Source organism: Rhizobium sp. GCM10022189, assembly GCF_042656325.1.
GTDB lineage: Bacteria > Pseudomonadota > Alphaproteobacteria > Rhizobiales > Rhizobiaceae > Rhizobium.
The window spans coordinates 343,364-365,945 of record NZ_JBHSOR010000004.1; the positions used below are offsets into that span (position 1 = coordinate 343,364).

General features: G+C 61.9%; 21 protein-coding genes and 1 other RNA gene. 9 read left to right on the forward strand and 13 right to left on the reverse strand.

Annotated features, from left to right (window positions below):
* Nucleotides 1-63 precede the first annotated feature (63 nt).
* Nucleotides 64-231, forward strand: coding sequence for a hypothetical protein (locus tag ACFPWW_RS06050; RefSeq protein ID WP_377310972.1), 168 nt, complete (start codon nucleotides 64-66; stop codon nucleotides 229-231).
* 103 nt (nucleotides 232-334) lie between these two features.
* Here the strand turns inward: ACFPWW_RS06050 and ACFPWW_RS06055 are convergent, their stop codons facing one another.
* The 7 genes from ACFPWW_RS06055 to tkt form a co-directional block, all read right to left on the reverse strand.
* Complete coding sequence (locus tag ACFPWW_RS06055; RefSeq protein WP_377310974.1) at nucleotides 335-1,255, reverse strand: PhzF family phenazine biosynthesis protein; 921 nt, start codon at nucleotides 1,253-1,255, stop codon at nucleotides 335-337.
* A 158-nt stretch (nucleotides 1,256-1,413) separates the two neighbouring features.
* Nucleotides 1,414-2,439: a class I fructose-bisphosphate aldolase gene (locus ACFPWW_RS06060; RefSeq protein WP_112563895.1), complete on the reverse strand. Its 1,026-nt coding sequence runs from the start codon at nucleotides 2,437-2,439 to the stop codon at nucleotides 1,414-1,416.
* A 221-nt stretch (nucleotides 2,440-2,660) separates the two neighbouring features.
* Nucleotides 2,661-3,857 carry a phosphoglycerate kinase gene (locus tag ACFPWW_RS06065; RefSeq protein ID WP_113499995.1) on the reverse strand — a complete coding sequence of 399 codons (1,197 nt, stop codon included), beginning with the start codon at nucleotides 3,855-3,857 and terminating at the stop codon, nucleotides 2,661-2,663.
* 80 nt (nucleotides 3,858-3,937) lie between these two features.
* Nucleotides 3,938-5,788, reverse strand: a complete 1,851-nt coding sequence (locus ACFPWW_RS06070) for a potassium/proton antiporter (RefSeq protein WP_112563899.1) — start codon at nucleotides 5,786-5,788, stop codon at nucleotides 3,938-3,940.
* A gap of 278 nt (nucleotides 5,789-6,066) precedes the next feature.
* A complete protein-coding gene (locus ACFPWW_RS06075) occupies nucleotides 6,067-6,567 on the reverse strand; it encodes a GNAT family N-acetyltransferase (RefSeq protein WP_377311084.1) in 501 nt (166 codons plus the stop codon).
* An 87-nt stretch (nucleotides 6,568-6,654) separates the two neighbouring features.
* Nucleotides 6,655-7,665 (reverse strand): type I glyceraldehyde-3-phosphate dehydrogenase, encoded by a 1,011-nt coding sequence (gene gap / locus ACFPWW_RS06080; protein ID WP_112564127.1) that lies wholly within the window; start codon nucleotides 7,663-7,665, stop codon nucleotides 6,655-6,657.
* Nucleotides 7,666-7,731: 66 nt separating this feature from the next.
* A complete protein-coding gene (gene tkt, locus ACFPWW_RS06085; protein ID WP_377310977.1) occupies nucleotides 7,732-9,705 on the reverse strand; it encodes a transketolase in 1,974 nt (657 codons plus the stop codon).
* Between the two features lie 331 nt (nucleotides 9,706-10,036).
* Here tkt and ACFPWW_RS06090 point away from each other — a divergent pair, with 331 nt between their 5' ends.
* From ACFPWW_RS06090 to ssrS, 3 genes are all read left to right on the forward strand, one after another.
* Complete coding sequence (locus ACFPWW_RS06090) at nucleotides 10,037-10,312, forward strand: DUF4164 domain-containing protein (RefSeq protein WP_007826550.1); 276 nt, start codon at nucleotides 10,037-10,039, stop codon at nucleotides 10,310-10,312.
* A 15-nt stretch (nucleotides 10,313-10,327) separates the two neighbouring features.
* A complete protein-coding gene (locus ACFPWW_RS06095; RefSeq protein ID WP_112563905.1) occupies nucleotides 10,328-10,705 on the forward strand; it encodes a cell division protein ZapA in 378 nt (125 codons plus the stop codon).
* A gap of 59 nt (nucleotides 10,706-10,764) precedes the next feature.
* Nucleotides 10,765-10,925, forward strand: a non-coding RNA gene (ssrS, locus tag ACFPWW_RS06100) — 6S RNA.
* A 63-nt stretch (nucleotides 10,926-10,988) separates the two neighbouring features.
* On the opposite strand, the gene ACFPWW_RS06105 is transcribed toward ssrS, so the two are convergent.
* Together ACFPWW_RS06105 and ACFPWW_RS06110 are read right to left on the reverse strand one after the other, a co-directional pair.
* Complete coding sequence (locus ACFPWW_RS06105) at nucleotides 10,989-11,546, reverse strand: GrpB family protein (RefSeq protein WP_377310980.1); 558 nt, start codon at nucleotides 11,544-11,546, stop codon at nucleotides 10,989-10,991.
* 62 nt (nucleotides 11,547-11,608) lie between these two features.
* On the reverse strand, nucleotides 11,609-12,505 hold the full coding sequence (locus tag ACFPWW_RS06110; RefSeq protein WP_112563909.1) for a LysR family transcriptional regulator: 897 nt from the start codon (nucleotides 12,503-12,505) through the stop codon (nucleotides 11,609-11,611).
* A 116-nt stretch (nucleotides 12,506-12,621) separates the two neighbouring features.
* Between ACFPWW_RS06110 and ACFPWW_RS06115 the strand changes: the two genes are divergently transcribed.
* Both ACFPWW_RS06115 and ACFPWW_RS06120 read left to right on the forward strand, forming a co-directional pair.
* On the forward strand, nucleotides 12,622-13,815 hold the full coding sequence (locus ACFPWW_RS06115) for an MFS transporter (RefSeq protein WP_377310983.1): 1,194 nt from the start codon (nucleotides 12,622-12,624) through the stop codon (nucleotides 13,813-13,815).
* A gap of 26 nt (nucleotides 13,816-13,841) precedes the next feature.
* Nucleotides 13,842-14,672, forward strand: a complete 831-nt coding sequence (locus tag ACFPWW_RS06120; RefSeq protein WP_377310985.1) for an aldo/keto reductase — start codon at nucleotides 13,842-13,844, stop codon at nucleotides 14,670-14,672.
* 96 nt (nucleotides 14,673-14,768) lie between these two features.
* Here ACFPWW_RS06120 and ACFPWW_RS06125 read toward each other — a convergent pair whose 3' ends face one another.
* From ACFPWW_RS06125 to ACFPWW_RS06140, 4 genes are all read right to left on the reverse strand, one after another.
* Nucleotides 14,769-16,253 (reverse strand): esterase-like activity of phytase family protein, encoded by a 1,485-nt coding sequence (locus tag ACFPWW_RS06125; RefSeq protein ID WP_377310987.1) that lies wholly within the window; start codon nucleotides 16,251-16,253, stop codon nucleotides 14,769-14,771.
* A 217-nt stretch (nucleotides 16,254-16,470) separates the two neighbouring features.
* On the reverse strand, nucleotides 16,471-17,460 hold the full coding sequence (locus ACFPWW_RS06130; RefSeq protein ID WP_377310989.1) for an NAD-dependent epimerase/dehydratase family protein: 990 nt from the start codon (nucleotides 17,458-17,460) through the stop codon (nucleotides 16,471-16,473).
* Between the two features lie 96 nt (nucleotides 17,461-17,556).
* Nucleotides 17,557-18,090, reverse strand: coding sequence for a helix-turn-helix domain-containing protein (locus ACFPWW_RS06135; protein WP_377310991.1), 534 nt, complete (start codon nucleotides 18,088-18,090; stop codon nucleotides 17,557-17,559).
* 50 nt (nucleotides 18,091-18,140) lie between these two features.
* A complete protein-coding gene (locus ACFPWW_RS06140) occupies nucleotides 18,141-18,473 on the reverse strand; it encodes an ArsR/SmtB family transcription factor (RefSeq protein ID WP_112756883.1) in 333 nt (110 codons plus the stop codon).
* A 56-nt stretch (nucleotides 18,474-18,529) separates the two neighbouring features.
* On the opposite strand from ACFPWW_RS06140, the gene ACFPWW_RS06145 reads away from it, so the two are divergent.
* The 3 genes from ACFPWW_RS06145 (at nucleotide 18,530) to ACFPWW_RS06155 (ending at nucleotide 22,506) form a co-directional block, all read left to right on the forward strand.
* Nucleotides 18,530-19,012: an SRPBCC domain-containing protein gene (locus ACFPWW_RS06145; RefSeq protein ID WP_112563923.1), complete on the forward strand. Its 483-nt coding sequence runs from the start codon at nucleotides 18,530-18,532 to the stop codon at nucleotides 19,010-19,012.
* A gap of 245 nt (nucleotides 19,013-19,257) precedes the next feature.
* Nucleotides 19,258-20,283 carry a phosphogluconate dehydrogenase (NAD(+)-dependent, decarboxylating) gene (gene gnd, locus ACFPWW_RS06150; protein WP_112756881.1) on the forward strand — a complete coding sequence of 342 codons (1,026 nt, stop codon included), beginning with the start codon at nucleotides 19,258-19,260 and terminating at the stop codon, nucleotides 20,281-20,283.
* A 147-nt stretch (nucleotides 20,284-20,430) separates the two neighbouring features.
* Nucleotides 20,431-22,506, forward strand: coding sequence for a mechanosensitive ion channel family protein (locus ACFPWW_RS06155; RefSeq protein WP_112756878.1), 2,076 nt, complete (start codon nucleotides 20,431-20,433; stop codon nucleotides 22,504-22,506).
* Nucleotides 22,507-22,582: the final 76 nt, after the last annotated feature.

Genomic DNA, 22,582 nt, shown 5'->3' on the forward strand with positions numbered 1-22,582 from the left:
TCCTGTGTTCGCGTGAAAAAATGTCCGTCCTGTGACATTCTGATAGATGGAAAAAATAAAGCCATGACAAAGCTGATAGCGTTGCTGCTCATCCTTGCCATGGCAATCCAGGTCATCAAGCCGCTCGGCTATCCGGGGCTGCGCCGCCGGATGGATTTCTGGAAGATCGCGCTGATTGCCTTCGCCGTCTGGGCGGTGGCGCTGCTGACGCGCGATTTTTTCGTGCCCTGAAGCGGGACGCTATCTTTCAGATCCGCTTGCCACGCTTGGGCCTTGTTTTGCATGTCGCTCGCAAGACCGCCGAACGCCTTTGCGCAACCTGCTCCAGGCGGGTTCAGTCCTGCAGGAGGATCTCGCCTTTCATGACCGGCACGCAGCTTCCCGAGATCGTCACGTCGGTGACTGTACCGGCCTTCTTGACGACATCGAGCTCGATGATGCTGCGCCGGCCCATTTCGACGCCCTGCTCGATCGTCACGTGCTGGCTGATGTCCGTCTCCGGCAGCAGCGAGACGAGATAGGCGGAAAGGGCCGCCGATGCGCTGCCGGTCGCAGGGTCTTCGATGACGTTATCCAGCGGCGCGAACATGCGGGCGCGGATCTTCCATGGGGTGGCGGCAGGGCGAACGTAGAGGAACAGGGAGAAATCATGACTGCCGGCTGTCGTCCTTGCCGCGTCCTGGAAGCCGTTGAGATTGGGGCTTGCCGCGGCCAGGGCCTCCAGGCTTTCAAGCTCGGCAACGGCAAATTTCAGGCCGACGGAGACGAAGACAGGGGCATGGGTCTTCTTGCAAATCGAGCCGGGATCGATGGAGACGCAACCGGCGATCACGGTATCCGGTATCGTGCCTTCTATTTCAAGCGGCCGCGGAGCGCGGATCGTCGCTGCGACAACGCGGCCTTCGCTGCGCTGCAGGGCGACTTCCACAAGGCCGGCCTTCTCCTCGAAGCGCAGCGTATCGCCGACGGGGCGGCCGAAAAGCTCTCCCTGCCGCGCGATTACATAGGCGGTGCCGACATTGGGATGACCGGCGAAAGGCACTTCCATCGTCGGTGTGAAGATGCGCACCCTTGCCGTGTTTTCGGGATTCTCGGGCGGCAGCACGAAAGTGACTTCGGAATAGCCGAATTCGGCGGCGATCTTCTGCATCGCCGCGTCGCTGATGCCCCTGGCGTCGCTCATGACCGCGAGCGGATTGCCCTCGAAGCGGGTTGAGGTAAAGACATCGACGGTGACGTAGGACAGGCTGTTCATGGCGGCTCCAGCGGTTGGCGCGCCATGATTAGCGAGGCTGGCGGTTGCAGCGAAGAATTATCTTGTCGCCATGACAAATCGGCTTGGCGGCAGTGGCAGCACAAAAACGGGCGGCGAAGGTGTTCGCCGCCCGCATCATCTTTCAATCGTCAAAAGGCTTATGCGGCCTTTTCGAGCTCGGCCTTCCAGCTGCCCTTGGCGGCGAGGCTGTTCATTTCGGCGCGGTGCGCAAATTCGCGCTGACCGGCGGCGACATTTTCCTGCTTGCCGTTCCAGGCCTTGAGCGCGCTGTCCTGCAGGGCGCGGCCATAGGAGAAGGTGACGAACCAGGGCAGGTCGTAGCCGGAATTGATCGCCGAAAGATGGGCGGTCGCCTCTTCCGTCGTCTGGCCGCCGGAGAGGAAGGCGATGCCCGGGACGGCTGACGGAACCGTGCGCTTCAGGACCTGAACGGTGCGTTCGGCGACTTCGGCGACGGAGGCCTTGCGGGCGTTCTTGCCGTCGATGACCATGTTGGGCTTCAGGATCATGCCTTCGAGGCTGACACGGGCATCGGCCAGTTCCTCGAACACGATGCGCAGCGTGGATTCGGTGACTTCGGCGCAGCGGTCGATATTGTGGTCGCCCGGCTTGCCGTCCATCAGGCATTCAGGCTCGACGATCGGCACGATCTTGGCTTCCTGGCAGAGCGCGGCATAACGGGCAAGTGCCTGGGCGTTGGCGCGAACGGAGCCGCGGCTCGGCAGGGTCCCGGAAATGGCGATGACGCCGCGCCACTTGGCAAAGCGGGCACCGGCTTCGTAATATTTGGCAAGGCGGTCTGCGAGACCGTCGAGGCCTTCGGTGACGGTTTCACCCGGGAACTTGGCCATCGGCTTGGCGCCGGTATCGACCTTGATGCCCGGAATGCTGCCGGCGGCCTTGATGATGTCGACGAAAGGCGTGCCGTCGGCCGCCTTCTGGTACAGGGTCTCCTCATAGAGGATGACGCCGGAAATATACTTCTTCATCGCGTCTTCCGACCGGAAGAGCATCTCGCGATAGTCGCGGCGGCTGGTTTCGGTCGATTCAAGATTGATCGCATCGAAACGCTTCTTGATGGTGGAGGTCGATTCATCGGCGGCAAGCAGGCCCCGACCGCCAGCAACCATCTTCACTGCAATGTCTTCCAGTCGTTCGCTCATCTCGTTCTCTCCACAATGAAATCCGGCAGAATTGATAATATAGAACTCGGATAACAGAAGTTTATAGGCAGAAAAAAGAGCGGGCTAAGTCATTGAAACGATTGAAATGATTTCAATCGTTTGAAAGTTTGGGAATTTTTTCTCCGTTTGAGCAAAAGACCGCGGAAGCGTTCGCCTCCGCGGTCTATCCTGCTGGAATATCTGGTTAATCGACCGATCGATTATCGGGAGAGAACGGCCACTCCCGGCAGTTCCTTGCCTTCCATCCATTCAAGGAAGGCGCCGCCTGCCGTCGAGACGTAGGTAAACTCTTCGGCAACGCCGGCATGGTTCAGCGCCGAGACCGTATCACCGCCGCCTGCGACCGAGGTGAGCTTGCCGGCCTTGGTGCGTTCGGCTGCATATTTTGCGGCGGCAACGGTCGCCGCGTCGAAAGGCTCGATTTCAAAGGCGCCGAGCGGACCGTTCCAGACGAGCGTCGTGGCGCGTTCGATCCAGGCCTTGACGGAATCGACCGACTTCGGGCCCACATCGAGGACCATGGCATCGGCCGGAATGGCTTCGATGGAGACGATCTCGTTGGCGGCCCCGGCCTTGAATTCGCGCGCGACGATGCCGTCTTCCGGCAGGACGATCGCGCAGCCGGCGGTCGCGGCTTCGATCATGATCTGCTTGGCGGTATCGGCGAGATCATGCTCGCAGAGCGACTTGCCGACATTGGTGCCGCGGGCGGCGATGAAGGTATTGGCCATGCCGCCGCCGATGACGAGAGCATCCACCTTCTTCACGAGGTTCATCAGGAGATCGATCTTGGTCGAAACCTTGGCGCCGCCGACGATTGCGACGACCGGACGGGCCGGGTTGCCGAGGCCCTTTTCCAGCGCTTCGAGCTCGGCCTGCATGGTGCGGCCGGCATAGGCCGGCAGGTGATGGGCAAGGCCTTCGGTGGAGGAATGGGCGCGGTGAGCCGCCGAGAAGGCGTCGTTCACATAGAGATCGCCGTTGGCGGCAAGCGCCTTGGTGAATTCAGGATCGTTCTTTTCCTCTCCCTTGTGGAAGCGGGTGTTTTCCAGAAGCAGGATATCGCCGTCGTTCATCCTGGCGACAGCGGTGGCTGCTGCATCGCCGATGCAGTCGGAGGCGGTCAGGACCGCGTGGTCGAGGACTGCCTCAACCGACGGAGCGATCAGCGAAAGCGAGAACTCTGCCGAAGGGCCATCCTTCGGGCGACCGAAATGGGCAAGCAGGATGACCTTGGCGCCCTTTTTCGACAGTTCAAGGATCGTCGGCGCGACGCGCTCGATGCGTGTCGTATCCGTAACCTTGCCGTCCTTGACCGGGACGTTGAGATCGACGCGGACGAGAACGCGCTTGCCGGCGATGTCGTTGAGGTCGTCGAGGGTCTTGAAAGCTGCCATGGGAAGATCCGTTCGTGGTTGGCGAAAGTTGGCCGACCATAGCAAGGATCGAGGGAGACGCAAGGCAGTCGGCCGTCGTTTTAGCGTGGGCTTTCGTCACGTCCGGCAGTGCTTTCCGCCGCGGCTGCCTCGTGTTTTTTGCGCCCCTTCATACGGTCGCGCGTGCGCTGGATAATCTCGCGCAGATTGATGAAGATCGGCAGCGTGATGGCCGGTTCCACGGCCTCCAGCGACATGCCGACGGAGGTGATGTGGTCCTGGTCGTCGAGGTCGCGGACGATGAGGATGAGCGAGCCGAGACGGACGCGATCGGCATAATCGGCCTTGCCGCCGAGGCGCTGTTTCATCAGTTCGGCAATCGTCAGGCCCTTCTCGGATTCGTTGAGAAGGCCCGGACCATAGGCGGCATCGAGATCGGCCGCCGGGCGGGCAGGCGACAGCGCGAAGGCGCCGAAGAATTCGGCGTCATCCTCGTCGACAGGCGCGCGGCTGGCGAAGATGCGGTCGAGCAGACGCGAATAGCTGGGCGCGATGAAGAGGTAGACGAGGTCGTTCTCCCGCAGGCGACCGGCATATTGGTAACGCATCGACTTGCCGTCGCGGATCACCAGCGAAGGGGTGGCCCAACGCGGGATGCGCTCGCCGCGAAGGATCGGACTGTCCTTTATGACGCGGTAGGAGAGCAGTTCGTGATTGGCCGCACCCGGCAGGTCGACCTCGACTTTGTCGACTGCGCCGATGCGCGGCGGGATGATGAGGCCGAGGCGCTTGGCGACCGGTTTGATCGTCCAGCCCTGCACGAGCAGCGAAACGAGCACGATGATGAAGGCGGTGTTGAAATAGATCTGGCTATGCTCCAGCCCGCCGAGGATCGGCATGATGGCGAGCAGGATCGAGACGGCACCGCGCAGGCCGACCCAGGCGACAAAGCCGATTTCCTGCTGCGTATAATCGAAAGGCAGCAGAGACAGCCAGACGGCGAGCGGCCGGGCGACGAAGATCAGGAACAGGGCGAGCAGGACCGCCGGCACGATGATGACGGGAAACTGCGAGGGCGTCGCCAGCAGGCCGAGCACGAGGAACATTATGATCTGGGCAAGCCAGGTCATGCCGTCCTGAAAACGCCTGATGGTGCCGATCGCCTGCATCTTGCGGTTCCCGGCATAGATGCCGGCGACATAGACCGCAAGGAAGCCGCTGCCGCCGACAGCGCCGGTGAAGGAGAAGACGAGAAGGGCGAGTGCCAGCACGAAAATCGGTGTGAGGCCGCGATCCGTTTCCAGCCGGCCGGCGATGAGCACGATCATCATGCCGCCGAGCAGGCCGAGGATGACGCCAAGGCCCATCTGCTGGATGAACATGGCCAGCATGCCGATATTGATGCCGGCATAACGTTCGCCGCTCGCGAGAACCTCGACCAGGGCGATGGTCAGGAAAATTGCCATCGGATCGTTGGTGCCGGATTCGACTTCCAGCGTGGAGCGCACCTTGTCCCTGATATTGATGCCGCCGATGCGCAGCAGGAAGAAGACGGCGGCGGCATCGGTGGAGGCGACGATCGAGCCGAGCAGCATGCCTTCGAGCCAGGTGAAGTCGAGCAGCCAGCGGGCGGCGAAGGCGAAGAGTGCCGCGGTCAGAAGCACACCGATCGAGGCGAGCGTCAGTGACGGTATCGCGGCGATGCGGAAGGCCTGCATCGGCGTGCCGAAACCGGAATCGAACAGGATGATCGCAAGCGCGATGGAGCCCAGAATATAGGCGAGATAGTTGTTGCTGAATTCGATGCCGAGACCGTCGACGCCGGCGGCAAGCCCGATCATCAGGAAGAGCAGAAGGAGGGGAGCGCCGAAGCGGAAGGCCAGCAGGCTGGAAAAGGCTGCAAGAAGCACGAGCGCCGTCGCGACCAGCACCACGATATAAAACGCTTCCATGCCCACCCCTTTCGCTTCATCACGCCATTCCGCAGCTGCCCCGGCTGTTCCATGCCCCCACGTCCAGCGCGATCTATCAGTAAACGGCAAAATACGGCAGAAGGGTAGGCCTCGCGGCTTAACCTCGGCTGCATTGCTGCATCATGCTGCTGGACGGTCCTTGGGCTTGGGACCAGTGAAGAATGCTACGGGAAAAAGTCTGTATAAAGAATGTATAAGCAAATCAGGCGAGAGCAGGGCAGACAGAGGCCGCGCCACACTTTTTGTTGATGAGGCCGTTAGCGGCCGCTTCGATCTTCCTTGACCTGATATTGCTTCTGGATCCGGTCAACCGGCGTCCCGTCCCTGAGGGGCACTTTCTCGAGCGTGTTATAGGTGCGGAAGCCCATTTTCTCGTAATAGGCCAGTCCGCCGGTATTGTCGGCGCGGATGGTCGCGTTGATGATGTCGATCTTGCGCTTCCTGGCGGCGGCAAGTGTTGCGGCAAACAGCGCGGTGCCGACGCCGGGGATCTTCGGGTTCAGCCGCGCGAAGGTCGCGATATCGGCCCACGCCTCCGGCAGATCGCCGTAGAGGCTGAGAGACTGAAAGCCGGCAAGCCCGGAGCCTGCCTGCGCCACATGGCAGATGAGGGCGAATTCGCCCGATATGAACCAGTCGGCCAACAGTTCGGGGGAAAGGGGTTCCTCGATAGCAGTCGTGCCGCCGGCTTCGATGATCTCATTGATAAGCCCGCAGAGTTCCTCTGCGTCATCGACGGTCGCTTCGCGGATGGTCAATTGTGCCATGCTCTCCATCTTCCCGATCGCCGGAAACGAAAACGGCCCGGTTTCCCGAGCCGTTTTCCCGATCTCTGCGCCTTGGGCTCAGATGAGCTTTGCGAAGGCCACGGCCGTGTCGGCCATGCGGTTGGAGAAGCCCCATTCGTTGTCGTACCAGGTGAGGATACGAACGAAATTGCCTTCCATCACCTTGGTCTGGTCGATCGCGAAGATCGAGGAGTGGTTGTCGTGGTTGAAGTCACGCGAAACCAGCGGCTCCTCGGTGTAACCGAGAACACCCTTCAGCGCGCCGTTGGACGCGGCCTTGATGGCTTCGTTGATTTCGGCAACCGTCGTGGCCTTCTTGGCAACGAACTTGAAGTCGACGACCGAGACGTTCGGGGTCGGAACGCGGATCGAGGTGCCGTCGAGCTTGCCCTTCAGGTGCGGCAGGACGAGGCCGACAGCCTTGGCAGCACCCGTCGACGTCGGGATCATCGAGAGAGCGGCAGCGCGGGCGCGGTACAGATCCTTGTGCATCTGGTCGAGCGACGGCTGGTCGTTGGTGTAGGAGTGGATGGTCGTCATGAAGCCGTGGTCGATGCCGACGGCGTCGTCGAGAACCTTCACGACCGGCACCAGGCAGTTGGTGGTGCAGGAAGCGTTGGAGATGACCATGTGCTCCTTGGTGAGCTGGTTATGGTTGACGCCGAAGACGACCGTCAGGTCAGCGCCGTCGGCGGGAGCCGAAACGATAACGCGCTTGGCGCCGGCCGTCAGGTGAGCGGCCGCCTTGTCGCGGGCGGTGAAGATGCCGGTGCATTCCATGGCGATATCGACGCCCAGCTCCTTGTGGGGAAGCGTTGCCGGATCCTTGATGGCCGTGACCTTGATCGGCTTGCCGTTGCCGACGATGATCGTGTCGCCTTCAACCTTCACGGTCGCCGGGAAGCGGCCATGGATGGAATCGTAACGGAGCAGGTGGGCGTTGGTTTCGACCGGGCCGAGGTCGTTGATGGCGACGACTTCGATGTCGGTGCGGCCGGATTCAACGATGGCGCGAAGAACGTTGCGGCCGATACGCCCGAAACCGTTGATGGCAACCTTGACTGTCATGTTCATTCACTCCCTAGAGATTGGGATTGCGGATAGTAGTTGAGGAAGTGCCCGAAGGCACTCCCCTTAGAGCTTGGCTTCCGCCGCGGCGACGACGGCGTCGGCAGTGATGCCGAAATGCTCGAAGACCTTCTTGGCCGGACCGGAGGCGCCGAAGCCCTTCATACCGATGAAAGTACCTTCCGGGCCGATGAAGGCATCCCAGCCCTCGCGAACCGCCGCTTCGACGGCGATCTTGACCGGCGAGTTGCCGATGACGTCCTTGCGATAGGCTTCCGGCTGCTCGAAGAAGAGTTCCGTGCAGGGAACGGAGACGACGCGGGTGCTGACACCCTTGCCTTCCAGCGTTGCGCGGGCGGCAACGGCGAGTTCCACTTCCGAACCGGAGGCGAAGATCGTGACCTTGGCGTCGGCATTGCCGGCCAGCGTATAGGCGCCGAGTTCGCAGAGGTTCTTCTCATTATATTCGGTGCGGACCGTCGTCAGGTTCTGGCGCGTCAGTGCCAGAGCGGACGGATGATCCTTGCTCTTCATGGCGATCTGCCAGCACTCGGCGGTTTCAACCGCATCCGCCGGGCGGAACACATGCAGGTTCGGCACGGCGCGCAGGCCGGCGATCTGCTCGACCGGCTGATGGGTCGGGCCGTCTTCGCCGACGCCGATCGAATCGTGGGTGAGCACGTGGATGACGCGGATGCCCATGAGCGCGGCAAGGCGGATCGGCGGACGGCAATAGTCCGAGAAGATCAGGAAGCCGCCGCCGTAGGGGATGAGGCCACCGTGCAGCGCGATACCGTTCATGGCAGAGGCCATGCCGTGTTCGCGGATACCCCAGTGCATGTAGCGGCCGGCGAAATCCGTCGGCGTGATCGAATGCATCTGGCTGGTCTTGGTGTTGTTCGACGGCGTCAGGTCGGCAGAGCCGCCGAGCGTTTCCGGCACGAAGCCGTTGATGACTTCGAGTGCATCTTCGGATGCCTTGCGGGAGGCGATTGTCGGCTTGGTTTCGGCAAGCTTCTTCTTGTAGTCGTCGATGGCCTTGTCGAAGCCTTCCGGCAGGTCGCCGGCGAAACGACGGGTGAACTCGGCCTTGGCCGGCGACTTGGCAAGCGTTTCTTCCCAGGCCTTGACGATATTGTCAGAGCGGGTGCCGGCGGCGCGCCATGCATCGAGCACGTCGGACGGGACGACGAAGGGCTCGTAATCCCAGTTCAGCGCCTTGCGGGTAGCGGCGATTTCGTCGGCGCCGAGCGGATTGCCGTGCACCTTGTGGGTGCCCTGCTTGTTCGGAGCGCCGAAGCCGATGACGGTCTTGCAGGCGATGAAGGTCGGGCGGTCGGACTTGTGGGCGGCTTCGATCGCCTCGGCGATGGCGGCCTGGTCGTGACCGTCGATCTCGATCGTGTTCCAGTGAACGGCCTTGAAACGGGCGATCTGGTCGGTCGAGTCCGACAGCGAGACGGCGCCGTCGATGGTGATCGAGTTGTTGTCCCAGAAAAGGATCAGCTTGTTCAGCTTCAGGTGGCCGGCAAGCGCGATCGCCTCATGGCTGATGCCTTCCATCAGGCAGCCGTCGCCGTTGATGACGTAGGTATAGTGATCCTGCAGTTCCCGACCGAATTCCTCGCGCAGCTTGCGTTCTGCAATCGCCATGCCGACGGCATTGGCAATGCCCTGGCCGAGCGGGCCGGTGGTGGTTTCGATGCCGGTGGCATGACCATATTCCGGATGGCCGGCGGTCTTGGAGCCGAGCTGGCGGAACTGCTTCAGGTCCTCGATGGACATGTCCGGATAGCCGGTCAGATAGAGCAGCGAATAGAGCAGCATCGATCCGTGGCCGGCAGAGAGCACGAAGCGGTCGCGGTTCGGCCAATGCGGCTTCTTGGGGTCGAAGCGGAGATATTTGGTGAAGAGGACCGTTGCCACATCCGCCATGCCCATCGGCATGCCCGGGTGGCCGGAATTCGCCTTTTCGACAGCATCCATGGAGAGGAAACGGATCGCATTCGCCATCCGGTCGTTTTGTTCGCGTGAGGTCATGGCTTTTCCGCTGGTTCCGGGTTGGGGATGGCCTCGAGCCTGCCAAGACCATCAAAGAGAGCGGTCGAGACATAGCAGTTGGAACGGCCAAGTCAACAAAATGGAAGCCGTTTCGAGGCCGGGTGCGACGATTTTTGACATTTGACCGTCAAGTTTTACAAAAGACGAATTTTGTGTGACGGACTTATGTAAATCGCTCATCCACAGAATAGGGCGGGTGCGGGCAGGGCGGCTTTATTGACGTGTTCCAGCCTAGCTGCATATCCTTTTGAAAATACAGGATCGGCAGCAGGGGCCGATTCGCGGGTCTTGCGCGGGGAACCGGAAAGACATGACGCCCAACGGCAAAACCATCGAAGCTGCGCTTACGGAGCTCAAACAGGCAATCTCAGGCCTCGAGAACGCCGTCGACATGCGTATCGAGCGCCAGCGCGAGCAGGGCGAGATCGAGGGCGAGGTTCGTCGCGTCCATGCCGACCGTTCACGCCTTGCCCAGGAGCTCGACCAGGCCGAGTTCCGCGCAAACCGTCTGGAAGAGGTCAATCGCGAGGTTTCGCGCCGGCTCGTGACGGCGATGGAAACGATCCGCGCGGTGCTTGACCGCTAAGAGGACTTGGAAGACATGGCGCAGGTAACGGTGACGATCGACGGCAAGGCCTATCGCATGGCCTGCGAAGAAGGGCAGGAAGATCACCTGACCGACCTTGCGACCCGCTTCGACCGCTATGTCGGCCATCTCAAGGGGCAGTTCGGCGAAATCGGCGATCTCAGGATCACCGTGATGGCCGGTATCATGGTGATGGACGAGATTTCGGAGCTGACGCGGCGCGTCGCCGGGCTGGAATCCGAGCTGGAGACGCTGCGCAGCAACCGGGACACCGTGCTTGCCGCCACCGCGCGCACCGAAGAGGGCATTGCGGCGGCGCTTTCGGAAGTGACCAGCCGAATTCAGGGCATTACCGACAAGCTCAACGGCCGTGCGCCCGCCGAGCTTAATTAATTTGAGACAGCACCGCTGCCCCACTGGTGCGGCGAGATAAATGCCCCTATATTCGCGGTCGCGGTCTGTGCTTCTCGACAGGAACAAATGAATCCTCGGGGCCATACCCGATCCTTAGGGAGCTGTCCCTGTCCGGGCTCGTGGGTCTGGACACACGGCGCCCACCTACTTTCGTAGGCGCCCAGGATCGAAAGTTTCCACCGGTTGTCATGGATCGCACTTCTCTCGTTTCGGCCCGGTTCTTTTCAATCGGCCGGGCACGTCTCCCCAAAAGGCTTTGTTCTCAGTCGCCCGGTGGTTCCATCCATCCGGTAAGCCTTGCCCAATCGTAGGCGCCGTCCATGATGATATCGAAGACCGGATCCTTGATGTCGTAATAGGCATCGGCATTGTCGGGAAAGAAGCCGGCGAGGCGCTGTTTGATCAGCCCGTAGGCGGCGGCAGCCGTCGCATGGGCGCGCAGGAAGTCCCGGCAGAGGAGCGCGTAGCGCTGATTGAAGCGCCCCTTTTCCCGAACGTGGATGTTCGCAGGGCGGCCGGTGCTTTTGAAGTAGCGCTTCCTCAACTCGTTTTCGGCCAGATCGAGACCGGGCGGGCAATGATCCGCCACGATCGAGCGGCTTTTGAACCCTTCGCGCTCAAACGCCGTTTCATCGACCAGGTCAAGCGTATCGACGCTGACCTGAATATCGATGATGTCCTTCGCTGCGAGGCCGGGCACTGCGGTAGAACCGATGTGGTGGATCGTTGCGCCAGCGGGCGCGGCGCGCAAGATGGCCTGCTTCAGGTCTGCGAAGTCGTCGAGCCAGCTCTGTCGTGGCGGATGAATTTCTATCGGCATGAAGCGCTCGTTATGCTTGGCCCATGACGGGGCGATGACGGCGGTTCGCTGTCCCGGCCTCTTTATCTGATGTTTCTGACCAGGAAATCGATGAAGGCGCGAATGCGGGCGGCAAGATGCTCGTGACCGGGATACACGGCGTGGATGAGTTCGATATCCTCGGCGTTATAGGCTTCCAGCACGGGTACCAGCGTTCCGGCATCGATATCCGGCTGCACATGGAACTGGCCGACGCGGGCGAGGCCGAGACCGGCGATGCAGAGACTACGCGCGGTCGGTCCGTTGTTGGTTTCGAGATTGCCGAAGACGGGTCTCGAAAAACGGTCGCCATTCCCGGGATCACGAAACGGCCATTCTTCCGCGGTCGAACGGAAGCTGAAGGTAAGGCAGTTGTGGCGGTCGAGATCCTCGGGGCTTTCCGGCATGCCTGCTCTTTTCAGATAGTCGGGGGAGGCGACGATGACGCGGCGGCTTTCGAGCAGCTTGCGAGCCTTCAGCGAGGAGTCGCGCAGGGCGCCAGAGCGGATGGCGATATCGGCGCGCTCGCCAACAATGTCTATGATGCCGTCGCTGAGGGCGAGGTCGAGATCGACTTCCGGATAGAGTTTGAGGAAATCCGGCACCAGCGGCACGATGTAGCGCACGCCGAAGGCGACGGAGGCGCTGACACGCAGGCGCCCGCGCGCTGCCGTCGTGCCGCCGGCCGAAACCGCACGTTCCGTCTCCTCGATGTCGGCGAGGATGCGGCGGGAACGTTCGAGATAAATTTCCCCTTCGGGCGTCAGTTGCAGGGCGCGGGTGGTGCGCACCAGCAAACGCGTGCCAAGTCGGTCCTCCAGCCGGGTGACGAGCTTGCTGACGGCGGAGGGCGAGAGCTTGAGCTTGCGACCGGCGGCCGAAAAGCTCCTGAGCGCGGCCACCTGCACAAAAACATCCATCTCGCCGATCCGGTTGTCCATCCGTTTCCCATCTTGAATTGAATTCACAACTGTTGAGCCATTATAGGTGATTATCGAGCAAGTGCGCCACGCCCATATTCCGGCCCGAACAAGAACCAAACCATCGGGTCACTCTCATGCCACTTGCTCTCTTTGCGTTGACGATCGCAGCCTATGCGATCGGCACGACGGAATTCGTCATCGTCGGCCTGCTGCCGACGGTTGCCAACGACCTCCACATCACCCTGCCGCTCGCCGGCCTCATCGTCAGCGTCTATGCGCTTGGCGTCACCTTCGGCGCGCCTATCCTGACGGCACTGACCGGACGGATCGAGCGCAAGCCGCTTCTGCTCGGGCTGATGGCGCTCTTCATCGTCGGCCATATCATCGCCGCGCTCAGCCCCGGTTATGAAGTGCTGCTGATTGCGCGCGTCGTCTCGGCTTTTTCGCATGGCGTCTTCTTCTCCGTCGGCTCGACGATCGCTGCCGATCTGGTGCCGGAAAACCGCCGCGCGTCGGCCATCGCCATGATGTTCATGGGGCTGACGGTCGCCATCGTGACCGGCGTGCCGCTCGGCACCTTCATCGGCCAGACCTTCGGCTGGCGCACAACCTTTGCCGTCGTTGCCGGCCTCGGTGTCGTTGCCTTCGCAGGCATTGCCTTGCTGCTGCCGTCCAATCTCAAGAAGGCTCCGCCTGCCGGTATCGGCGAACAGATCCGCGTGCTTGCCACGGGCCGGCTGCTGCTCGTCTATGCGATGACGGCGCTCGGATACGGCGGCACTTTCGTCGCCTTCACCTTCCTTGCGCCGATCCTCGAGCAGATCACCGGTTTTGCCTCCTCCGCCGTCGGTCTGATCCTCATGCTCTATGGCGTGGCGATCGCTGTCGGCAACGTCGTCGGCGGGCGCATCTCCAACCGCGATCCCGTCAAGGCGCTGACCTTCCTGTTCATCGCCCAGACGCTTGTGCTTGTGCTTTTCGGCTTCACCGCCGTCTCGCCCTGGCTGACCATCCCCACGCTCGCGGTCCTCGGCTTCCTGTCCTTTGCCAATGTTCCCGGCCTGCAGCTCTACGTCGTGCAGCTGGCGCGCCAGCTGCGGCCGAATGCGGTCGATGTCGCCTCGGCGCTCAATATCGCCGCCTTCAACCTCGGCATTGCCATGGGTGCCTGGATCGGCGGTCTGGTGGTCGAATCCCGATTCGGCCTGGGCGCCACTCCGTTCGTTGCCGCGGGTCTCGTCACCGTCGCCCTTGGCCTCACCATAAGGAGCGGCGCGCTTGACCGCCGCTCCGTCCCGGCCGCAGCCGTTGCCGGAACTGCCGCCTGAATTCTCCCTCTCGAAAGGATAAAGACATGACATTCATCAGCGCCAACGGCGCCTCCATCCCCGCCCTCGGTTTCGGCACCTTCCGCGTGCCGGGACCGGATGCCGAACGCATGGTCTCGCATGTGCTTGCCAGCGGTTATCGTCATATCGATACGGCGCAGATCTACGGCAACGAGGCCGATGTCGGCGAGGGGATACGCCGTTCGGGTGTCGCCCGCAGCGATATCTTCCTGACCACGAAGGTCTGGGTGGAAAACTACAGGCACGATGCTTTCCTCGCTTCGGTCGATGAGAGCCTGAAGAAGCTGAAGACGGATTATGTCGACCTGCTGCTGCTTCACTGGCCGAACGAAGCCGTGCCGCTTGCCGAGCAGATCGGCGCGCTGAACGAAGTCGCCAAGGCGGGAAAGGTGCGTCACATCGGCGTGTCGAACTTCAACACCGACCTGATGCGGCAGGCCGTGGCGCTCAGCAGTCAGCCGATCGTCACGAACCAGGTGGAATACCATCCCTATATCGACCAGACGCCGGTTCTGCGCGCCGCAAAGCAGCTCGATATGTCGGTGACGGCCTACTACGCCATGGCGGACGGCAAGGTGTTCGACGACGCGGTGTTGACGGCGATTGCCGCCCGGCATGGCAAGTCGGTTGCGCAGGTCGTGCTGCGCTGGATCGTGCAGCAGGGCGTGATCGCGCTCTCCAAGACGGTTTCGGAAAACCGCGCGAAGGAGAATGCGGCAGTCTTCGATTTCGAGCTGTCGTCCGACGAAATGGCGGCAATCCATGCGCTGGCGAGGCCCGAAGGCCGTATCGTCAGTCCGGAAGGGCTGGCGCCGGTGTGGGACAAGGTCGCTTAGAGCCGCTTCAGGAAACGGGGCCTGGCCCCGTCTCCGTATGGCGATTGCATTGTTGGAGCGGCGGCGAAGACGAATGATCCGCCGCCGTTTGGCGTTTTACTTCCGCAGGCCCGGCAGGGTGACTTGATAGACCTGGAACATGGTATCGACATCGGCGCCGCCGTCAGCCTTGTAGGCAGCGCCCACCTGGAAGCCGTCCTGGGTGAAGAAATCGTTATCGTTGGCGATGAAGAGGAAGTAGTCGTCAGGCAGGTTCGGATCGAGGACGCTTGCAAGACCCATAGCTTCCCACTTTTCCGACAGGTCGTTCCTGTCGTTCGGCGCGCCATTGTGCAGGCCGAAGCGAGCGAGGTTCGCCTTGTCGTTGATATCGATGAAGGGCGTCAGGCTGGCCGGCGTGATCGAAGCATCGACGATGCCCTTGGGCGCGACCGGCTTGTCGGAATCGAAATCCGTGCCGGCGATATCGGTTGCACCCGACGTATCGACGATGCTGATGATGCGGTAGAGCGAAGTATCGTTTTTCAAACCCTGGCCGTTGCCGCTGTCGCGGGCCAGCATCAGGAAGCTCGTATCGGATAGCGCGACGATTTCGCTCTGGGCGGCGACCGTCGTCTTGTCCTTGGCATCCTTGAAGACCGGGAGCGGAACGACATATTCGTGCACCAGCTTCAAGTGATCGGGATCGGCAGCATCATAGACCATGGCACGGGTATTCTGGCGGGTCGCGCCGGAATCGCCACCGTCCTGACGGGCGGCCGATTGCAGCACGGCGACGATGAATTTGCCATCCGGCGTCATGGCCATGCCTTCGAGGCCCTGGTTGTTCTGGCGGCCGGTTTCGGGGTCCTTCGGATCGGGCGCGGAAGCGCCGGGGCCGGGATTGTTGGAAGCAAAGCTCAGCATGCCCTTGCGCATCGGCAGCAGTGCCTTCGGCGGTTGGGTTGCGCCGGTCAGACGGCCGTCGGCCGAGAAACGGTAGATGTAGGGGCCATATTCGTCGCTGATGAACATGCTGCCGTCGGCCATGCGGATGATCGCTTCATTGTCGAGGGCGATCTTGCCGTTGGTTGCCTGCGGCAGCGCCGGAAAATCGCCCGACGGGGCGCGGATGCCGGATTCCGGGTCGAGGCCGGTCGTGTCATTGCCCTTGTCGTCGAGCAGCAGCATGGAATCGGCAAGTGTCGCCTTGACGCCGGACTGTTCCTTGCCGGCTTCAGGCGTGGCGCCCGGAGCGACCGGTGTGAACTCGATCGACAACGTGTTCAGGCGCGGGCGATAATCGGTGGTGCCGACGGCGTTATAGCCGCGGTCCGGCAGCAGGTAGAGCGTGCCCTTGTAGGCGACGCCATCCCTTGTCCAGGCGGCGGGGTCGATCGCCATGCCGGAGCCGGAGCCGAAGGTCTCGCCGAACTTGTCGCGCTGATTGGCCGCGATGCGGCCGACGCCGACCAGGCCCTTGTTGACGAAGGCTGCGCCACCGACGGTGACGGAGCCGTCCGCAAAGGCGGCGGCGGGAAGGACGGCGGACGCCAGCAGCGCGGCCGTCAGCAGGCGCGTTGCAAATGAATTTGCGGTCATGATGGAAATATCCTCTCGGTCGAAAAGCGTTACCGAAACGGCGGCCGGCCGGCAGGCTGGACACCGCTTCAAATGACACCCCGGCTTTGGATTCGATTTCCGGCCGGTACGCACAGACCGCGGATTTCGCCCTTATTCCCCGCCAGACGATCTAGGATGCGAACGTGATATTCCGATGACGGTTTCCGTGAAGAGCGCGGCTTTTCTCCGAACTGGATCAACGGTGTCGGAGGGGGTAAGGCCCATCCGTGAAAAGCTCGTCATGATAACCTTTGGAGCCGACTGCCAGAGCAAGGGGGCTCCTCCATTCCCTGCCTTCGCGAAGGCAATCGAGCACATGGGAAAAATCATATTTCGGGCTCCAGCCGAGTTCCCGTCGTGCCAGCGCATTGACATAGACGCGGTCGAACTGGGCAAACATGGTCCAGCCGCGCGCAGCGTAGAGCGCCGTCATGCCGGGAAAGAGACGTTCCACCGTCGCGGGGGCGCAGCGACGCAGGTCGGCGAGATCGGTTTCGGTGAAAGGCGTGGTCGCAGAGACGATATAGCGGCCGAAACCGATGGCCGGCGCCCTGTCCAGGGCCAGCAGGTGGGCGTCGACCACATCCTCGATATCGACACGGCGATAGAGGAGTTCGTTGGCCTGAGCATTTTCGGTCGAGTAGCGGTTGCGGATATCGGCATCGTCGTCATCCTCCGGGAAAAAGCGCGAAGTTCTCAAGACGATGACGGGGAGGGACATGGTGCGCGCGAAGAGTTCGCAGACACTTTCCGCGGCTGTTTTCGTGACACCGTAGATATTGCGGGCAACGGGCAGCACATCCTCTGTGACCCAGGCGGCGGGTTGGCCCGGTGCCGGGCGCAGGGCCGCTCCGAAAGCACTTGTGGTGCTTGTGAAGACGAAGCTCCTGGCGCCGGCGGCAACCGCCTGTTCGAGAAGGACCAATGTGCCGGTTACGTTCGTATCGACAAAATCCTGGTTGCCGTGTGTTCCGACATGCGGCTTGTGCAATGTGGCGGCATGGATGACCGCAGTGATGCCCGTCATCGCGCGGCGGACGAAATCTGCATCGGCGATCGAGCCGGTCATATCGGTGAAGGGCGACGGCTTGATATCGATGCCGCGCGCCTGGCGGCCTCGATCCCTCAATGTCCGCATCAGCGCTTCGCCCAGATGGCCGGCGCTTCCCGTCACCAGTATCGTCATTCTGCATCTCCCGTCAGATGGAGACGGACGCTAACAAAGGCGACTTCCGCGGGACAACGCATAATTTATGCACTGGAATGCAGGAAATCTGAAGGCTCAGCCGAGGGTCGTGACCAGCCGGGCGGCGCGGCCATCGGCGAGGAGGATACGCTCCCACAATACCTGCCCTGCGACGATCGGCAGGTGTGGATTGCCGTTTGCGCCCGTTTCCAGCGTCAGCGAATTCACCTCGCCGTCGTGCCAGCCGAGGTCGACGAGGTCACGGTCTGCCGCCGCGATCTCGTCCGAGGCATAGGAGAGCAACGGTTTGCCGAGGAAGGCGGAGAGCGGCAGGCGCCATTCGCTCTGGCGGGCATGGGAGGCGGCGAGGAGCCGGTGCGTCCGGTCGCAGATCAGATGAACCTTGCGCCTGGAATCCTCGACCAGCCGCTTAAGGGCGGCATCCGCGGAAGATGAGGTGGAGGCGAGGATGTCTTCCAGGCGCCTTGCCTGCGCGGCCGTGACCGGCAGGATGCCGCGCTCCCAACGGGAGACGGTCGCCTGATTGACAGAAAGCAGTTCGGCCAGATGCTCCTGCTTCATGTTGCGCAGCCGGCGCATGCGCCGGATCGTCGATCCCTGTATCGGCATGGTTCTTTTCCCTGCCTGCACCGTAAGGCAGCAGCGCGTATCGTGGCAAGCTAGCGCGACGAGCCCTCGAGATCGCTTTTCAGCCGGTCCAGGATGGAGAGCGCATGGCCGGCATAGGCACTGATCCAGCGGTCGTGGATCTGCTTGATCGGCAGGCTGTTCAGCTGGTTCCAGCGCTCCCGTCCCTCCTTCCTCGCAATCACCAGGTCCGCCTCCTCCAGCACCTTCAGATGCTGCATGACCGTGCAGCGGTCCATCTCCGGAAAGGCGTCGCAGAGCGCGCCCGTCGTGCGCGGTTCCTCCTTCAGAAGGTCGAGAATATCGCGGCGGCGGCGATGGGCCAGCGCCTTGAAAATGGGGTCGTCATCCGATTCGCTTGACATGTTATATTTTTATAACATAATTGGGCCGGATACAACGCAGAAGGGGAGGAAGTCGCATGTCCCTCAATATTCGCGTCTCGGGCCGCATCGGCCGCCCGGTGGCCGATGTTTTCGACGCGGTGGTCAATCCGAAGAAACTGTCGAGCTATTTCACCACGGTAGGCGGAGCGAGCGCGCCGCTGGTGCAGGGGACGACGGTGATCTGGTGGAAGGATGTGCCGGTCGAGGTGATCGAACTCGTGCCCGACAGCAAGATCGTGCTGCGCTGGGACGGCGCAACGGACGAGCAGAAGAAGCCGTACAAGACGCTTGTGGAGATGAATTTCAAGCCGCTCGACGACGGGGGCACCATGGTGACGATCGCCGAGGACGGCTGGCGCGAGGATGAGCCAGGGCGCCGCGGGACCTATCTGAACATGGAGGGCTGGACGCAGATGTTCTGCTGCATGAAGGCCTTTGTCGAATATGGCATCAATCTGCGCGAAGGCATGTTCCTCAGCGAGATGCGCGGTGAGCAGGCCAAGGCGCAGGAAGGCTGACGTTCGACGGCAATCCGGCGGTTCGATCGATATGAAGCAGGACGATATGGCCGCCGCGAGGCGGCTATACGTCTTTTAGAGACTTGGAATTCCGCTCCAAAGACGGCAGATTGTTGAGCGCGGAGAATGCAGCCCGTGCAAGGTGCAACAGACGCGCTCGCCTTTGTGACAGAGACTTCGCTTGCCTGTCACGGTGCCAGTGTTAGTTTCCGGAATCATATCGATTAAATCCCAGGAGATTTCATATGCAGCTTGGCATGGTTGGTTTGGGCCGTATGGGCAATTACATGGTCCAGCGCTTGATGCGGGGCGGCCACGAATGCGTGGTTTATGACACCAGGCCGGAAAGCGTCGCCGAGCTTGTGGGGCTCGGCGCCGATGGCAGCGCTTCGCTCGAGGAATTCGTGTCGAAGCTCGCCCGGCCGCGCGCGGTCTGGCTGATGCTGCCGGCTGCAATCACCGACAAGGTCATCGCCTCGATCGTTCCGTTGCTGAACGACGGCGATATCCTCATCGATGGCGGCAATTCCTACTATCACGACGATATCCGTCGTGGCGCCGAACTCATCACCAAGGGCATCCACTATGTCGATGTCGGCACCAGCGGCGGCGTCTTCGGCCTCGAACGCGGCTATTGCCTGATGATCGGCGGCGAAAAGGGCATCGTGCAGCATCTGTCGCCGATCTTCGCGACGCTGGCGCCGGGTGCGGGCACCACGGAAAACTCGCCGAACCGTACGCCGGAAGCTGCGGCCCTGAGCACCGCCGAGCAGGGTTTCCTGCATTGCGGCCCGCACGGTGCCGGCCACTTCGTCAAGATGGTCCATAACGGCATCGAATATGGCCTGATGGCCGCCTATGCCGAGGGGCTCAACATCCTCAAGCACGCCAATGTCGGCGCCCTGACGCACGAGGCCGATGCCGAGACGGCGCCGCTCTCCCATCCCGAATATTACCAGTACGATTTCAACCTGCCGGAAATTGCCGAAGTCTGGCGCCGCGGCAGCGTCATCACCTCCTGGCTTCTCGATCTGACGGCCGATGCGCTGCACAAGGACCCGGTCCTTACCAAATATGCGGGCCGTGTTTCGGACTCCGGCGAAGGGCGCTGGACGATCATGGCCGCCATCGATGAAAGTGTGCCGACGCCGGTGCTCAGTGCCGCGCTGCACGGCCGTTTCTCCTCGCGCGACCAGGACGAATTCGCCAACAAGGTGCTTTCGGCCATGCGCGCCGGCTTTGGCGGCCATGCCGAGAAGCCGCACAAGTAAGCGAAGCATATCGTTTCATGCCAGCCGCCGGTTCGCGAGGGCCGGCGGCTTTCTTTTGGCTGTCGTTGCAACTTAGACCATTTGTTCGTCTGGCTTTTCCGCTGCAGCACTTGCATAAATACATGACGTGCAAAACCGGAGGCGGGTATGGGGCGAATTTCTGCGATCGGCATCTGCAGCACCATGATGCTGCTTTTTCTTTTCGGTGCGGTCCGCGCCCAGACGACGCCGGCCGCTTCCGCTGATGTCGCACCACCGCCTGCCCAGGTGCGGCAGATGATGGAGCTGATGCAGACGCCGGAGGTCAAGCAATGGATGGCGACGCAGATGGCCACACCTGCGGCCCCGACCGATAACGACGAAGAAATGTCGATCTTGTCCGGCCGTCTCCAGCATGCCCGCAGGCACATCGCCATGGTTTCCGGTGCCGCGATGACGCTGCCCTCCGAAATTACCCGGGCTTCATCGCTCTTCTTCGGCGAGCTGGCCGATGCTGGTCCGCTGCGCATGATCGGGCAATTTCTCGCTATCCTGCTCGCCGGCTTTGTCGTCGAAATCCTGGCGCGAAGGGCCGTGCGCGAAAGGCGCGAGCGGGCAGCGCAGATGACCGGCACGCGGCTTGTCGCGCGCATCGTTCCCGCCATCGTCTTCGGCCTGGCAACAGGGCTCGCCTTGATCAGCTTCAGCTGGCCGCCGGTCAGCGAGAATATCGCGATTGCCATTGCCATCGCTCTCGTCGTGCAGCGCTTCGCCGGTTCCATCGGCGGCGTCATCGTCGATCTCGTCACCCTGCCGCGCGGCGAGGGAGAGACGGTTGCGGTTGATCCGGCTGTCGCGCAATTCTGGTTCCGCCACTGCCTGCTGTTTGTCATCTATTTCGTGTTCGGCTGGGCCGTTCTGCAATCGATGGAACCGCTCGGCTATTCGATGGGCGCCCGGTATCTGGTCGGCTACGTGCTCGGTATCGGCCTTTTCCTGATCGCGACCGAGACGGTCTGGTCGCGGCCGGGCAATCACACGCGACGCAGCTACGCCGTTACCTGGCTGCTCACTTTCTATTTTCTGCTGCTCTGGGGCATATGGGTGCTGAGCTTCGACTGGCTGCTCTGGGTCTGCATCTATGCCGTCCTGCTGCCAAGGGTGCTTGCCGTCTCGACGCTTGCGGTCAAGTCCTTCCATCACGCCGAGGCAGGTTTTCTCGCCAAGCGCCGCATCGCGACCGTGCTGCTCGATCGCGGCGTGCGGGCGCTGATCATCGCCTTTGCAGCGATCTGGCTCGGGCGCATGCTTGGGGTCGAAACCGCGACGATGATGACATCGAACGAAACGATGATCGACCGGGTGGCGCGCGGCATCATCGGCGGCATCGTCATCCTGCTCGCCGCGGACCTGCTCTGGCATCTCGTCAGGGCCTATATCGACGGCAAGCTGCTGGATTCTCCGGTCGAGGGCACGGTCAGCGACGAGGAGAAGGTCAAGCGCGCCCGCCTGCAGACGCTGCTGCCGATCTTCCGCAACATCCTTGCCGTCGTCATAGTCGTCATTGCCGTCCTGATGGTTCTCTCCGGTCTGGGCATTGAAATCGGACCGCTGATTGCCGGCGCCGGTGTCGTCGGCGTTGCGGTCGGTTTCGGCGCCCAGACCATCGTCAAGGATGTGATCAGCGGCATGTTCTATCTATGGGACGATGCCTTCCGCGTCGGCGAATATATCGAAAGCGGCAGCCACAAAGGCGTCGTCGAGGCGTTCAGTCTGCGTTCCGTCAAGCTCCGTCATCACCGCGGGCCGCTGACGACGGTACCGTTCGGCGAGCTCGGTGCGGTCAAGAACCTCAACCGCGACTGGACGATCGACAAGATCACCCTGAACGTGACCTACGATACCGACCTCGTGAAGACGAAGAAGATCATCAAGCAGATCGGCCAGCAGCTTCTCGAGAATCCGGAATGGGGTCCGAACATCATCGAGACGCTGAAAATGAAAGGCGTCGAGCAGTTTGGCGAATTCGCAATCGAGATCCGGCTGTCGATGATGACCAAGCCCGGCGAACAGTTCGTCATCCGTCGCAACGCGCTGGCGATGATCCGCAATGCCTTCAAGGAGAACGGCATCGAGTTCGCCGTTCCGACCGTGCAGGTTGCGGGCGAGCGTGAGGTCGACGCCAATGCCGCTGCCGCCCGTTATGCGGCGCAGGCGCATAGCGGAGGCCAGCCGCCGGCCTGACCATCCTGCACAAGGCAGGCTTACGAAATTGCAATGCGACCGGGCTTCGGCGCTGCGCAAATTTGCCCCAATTGAG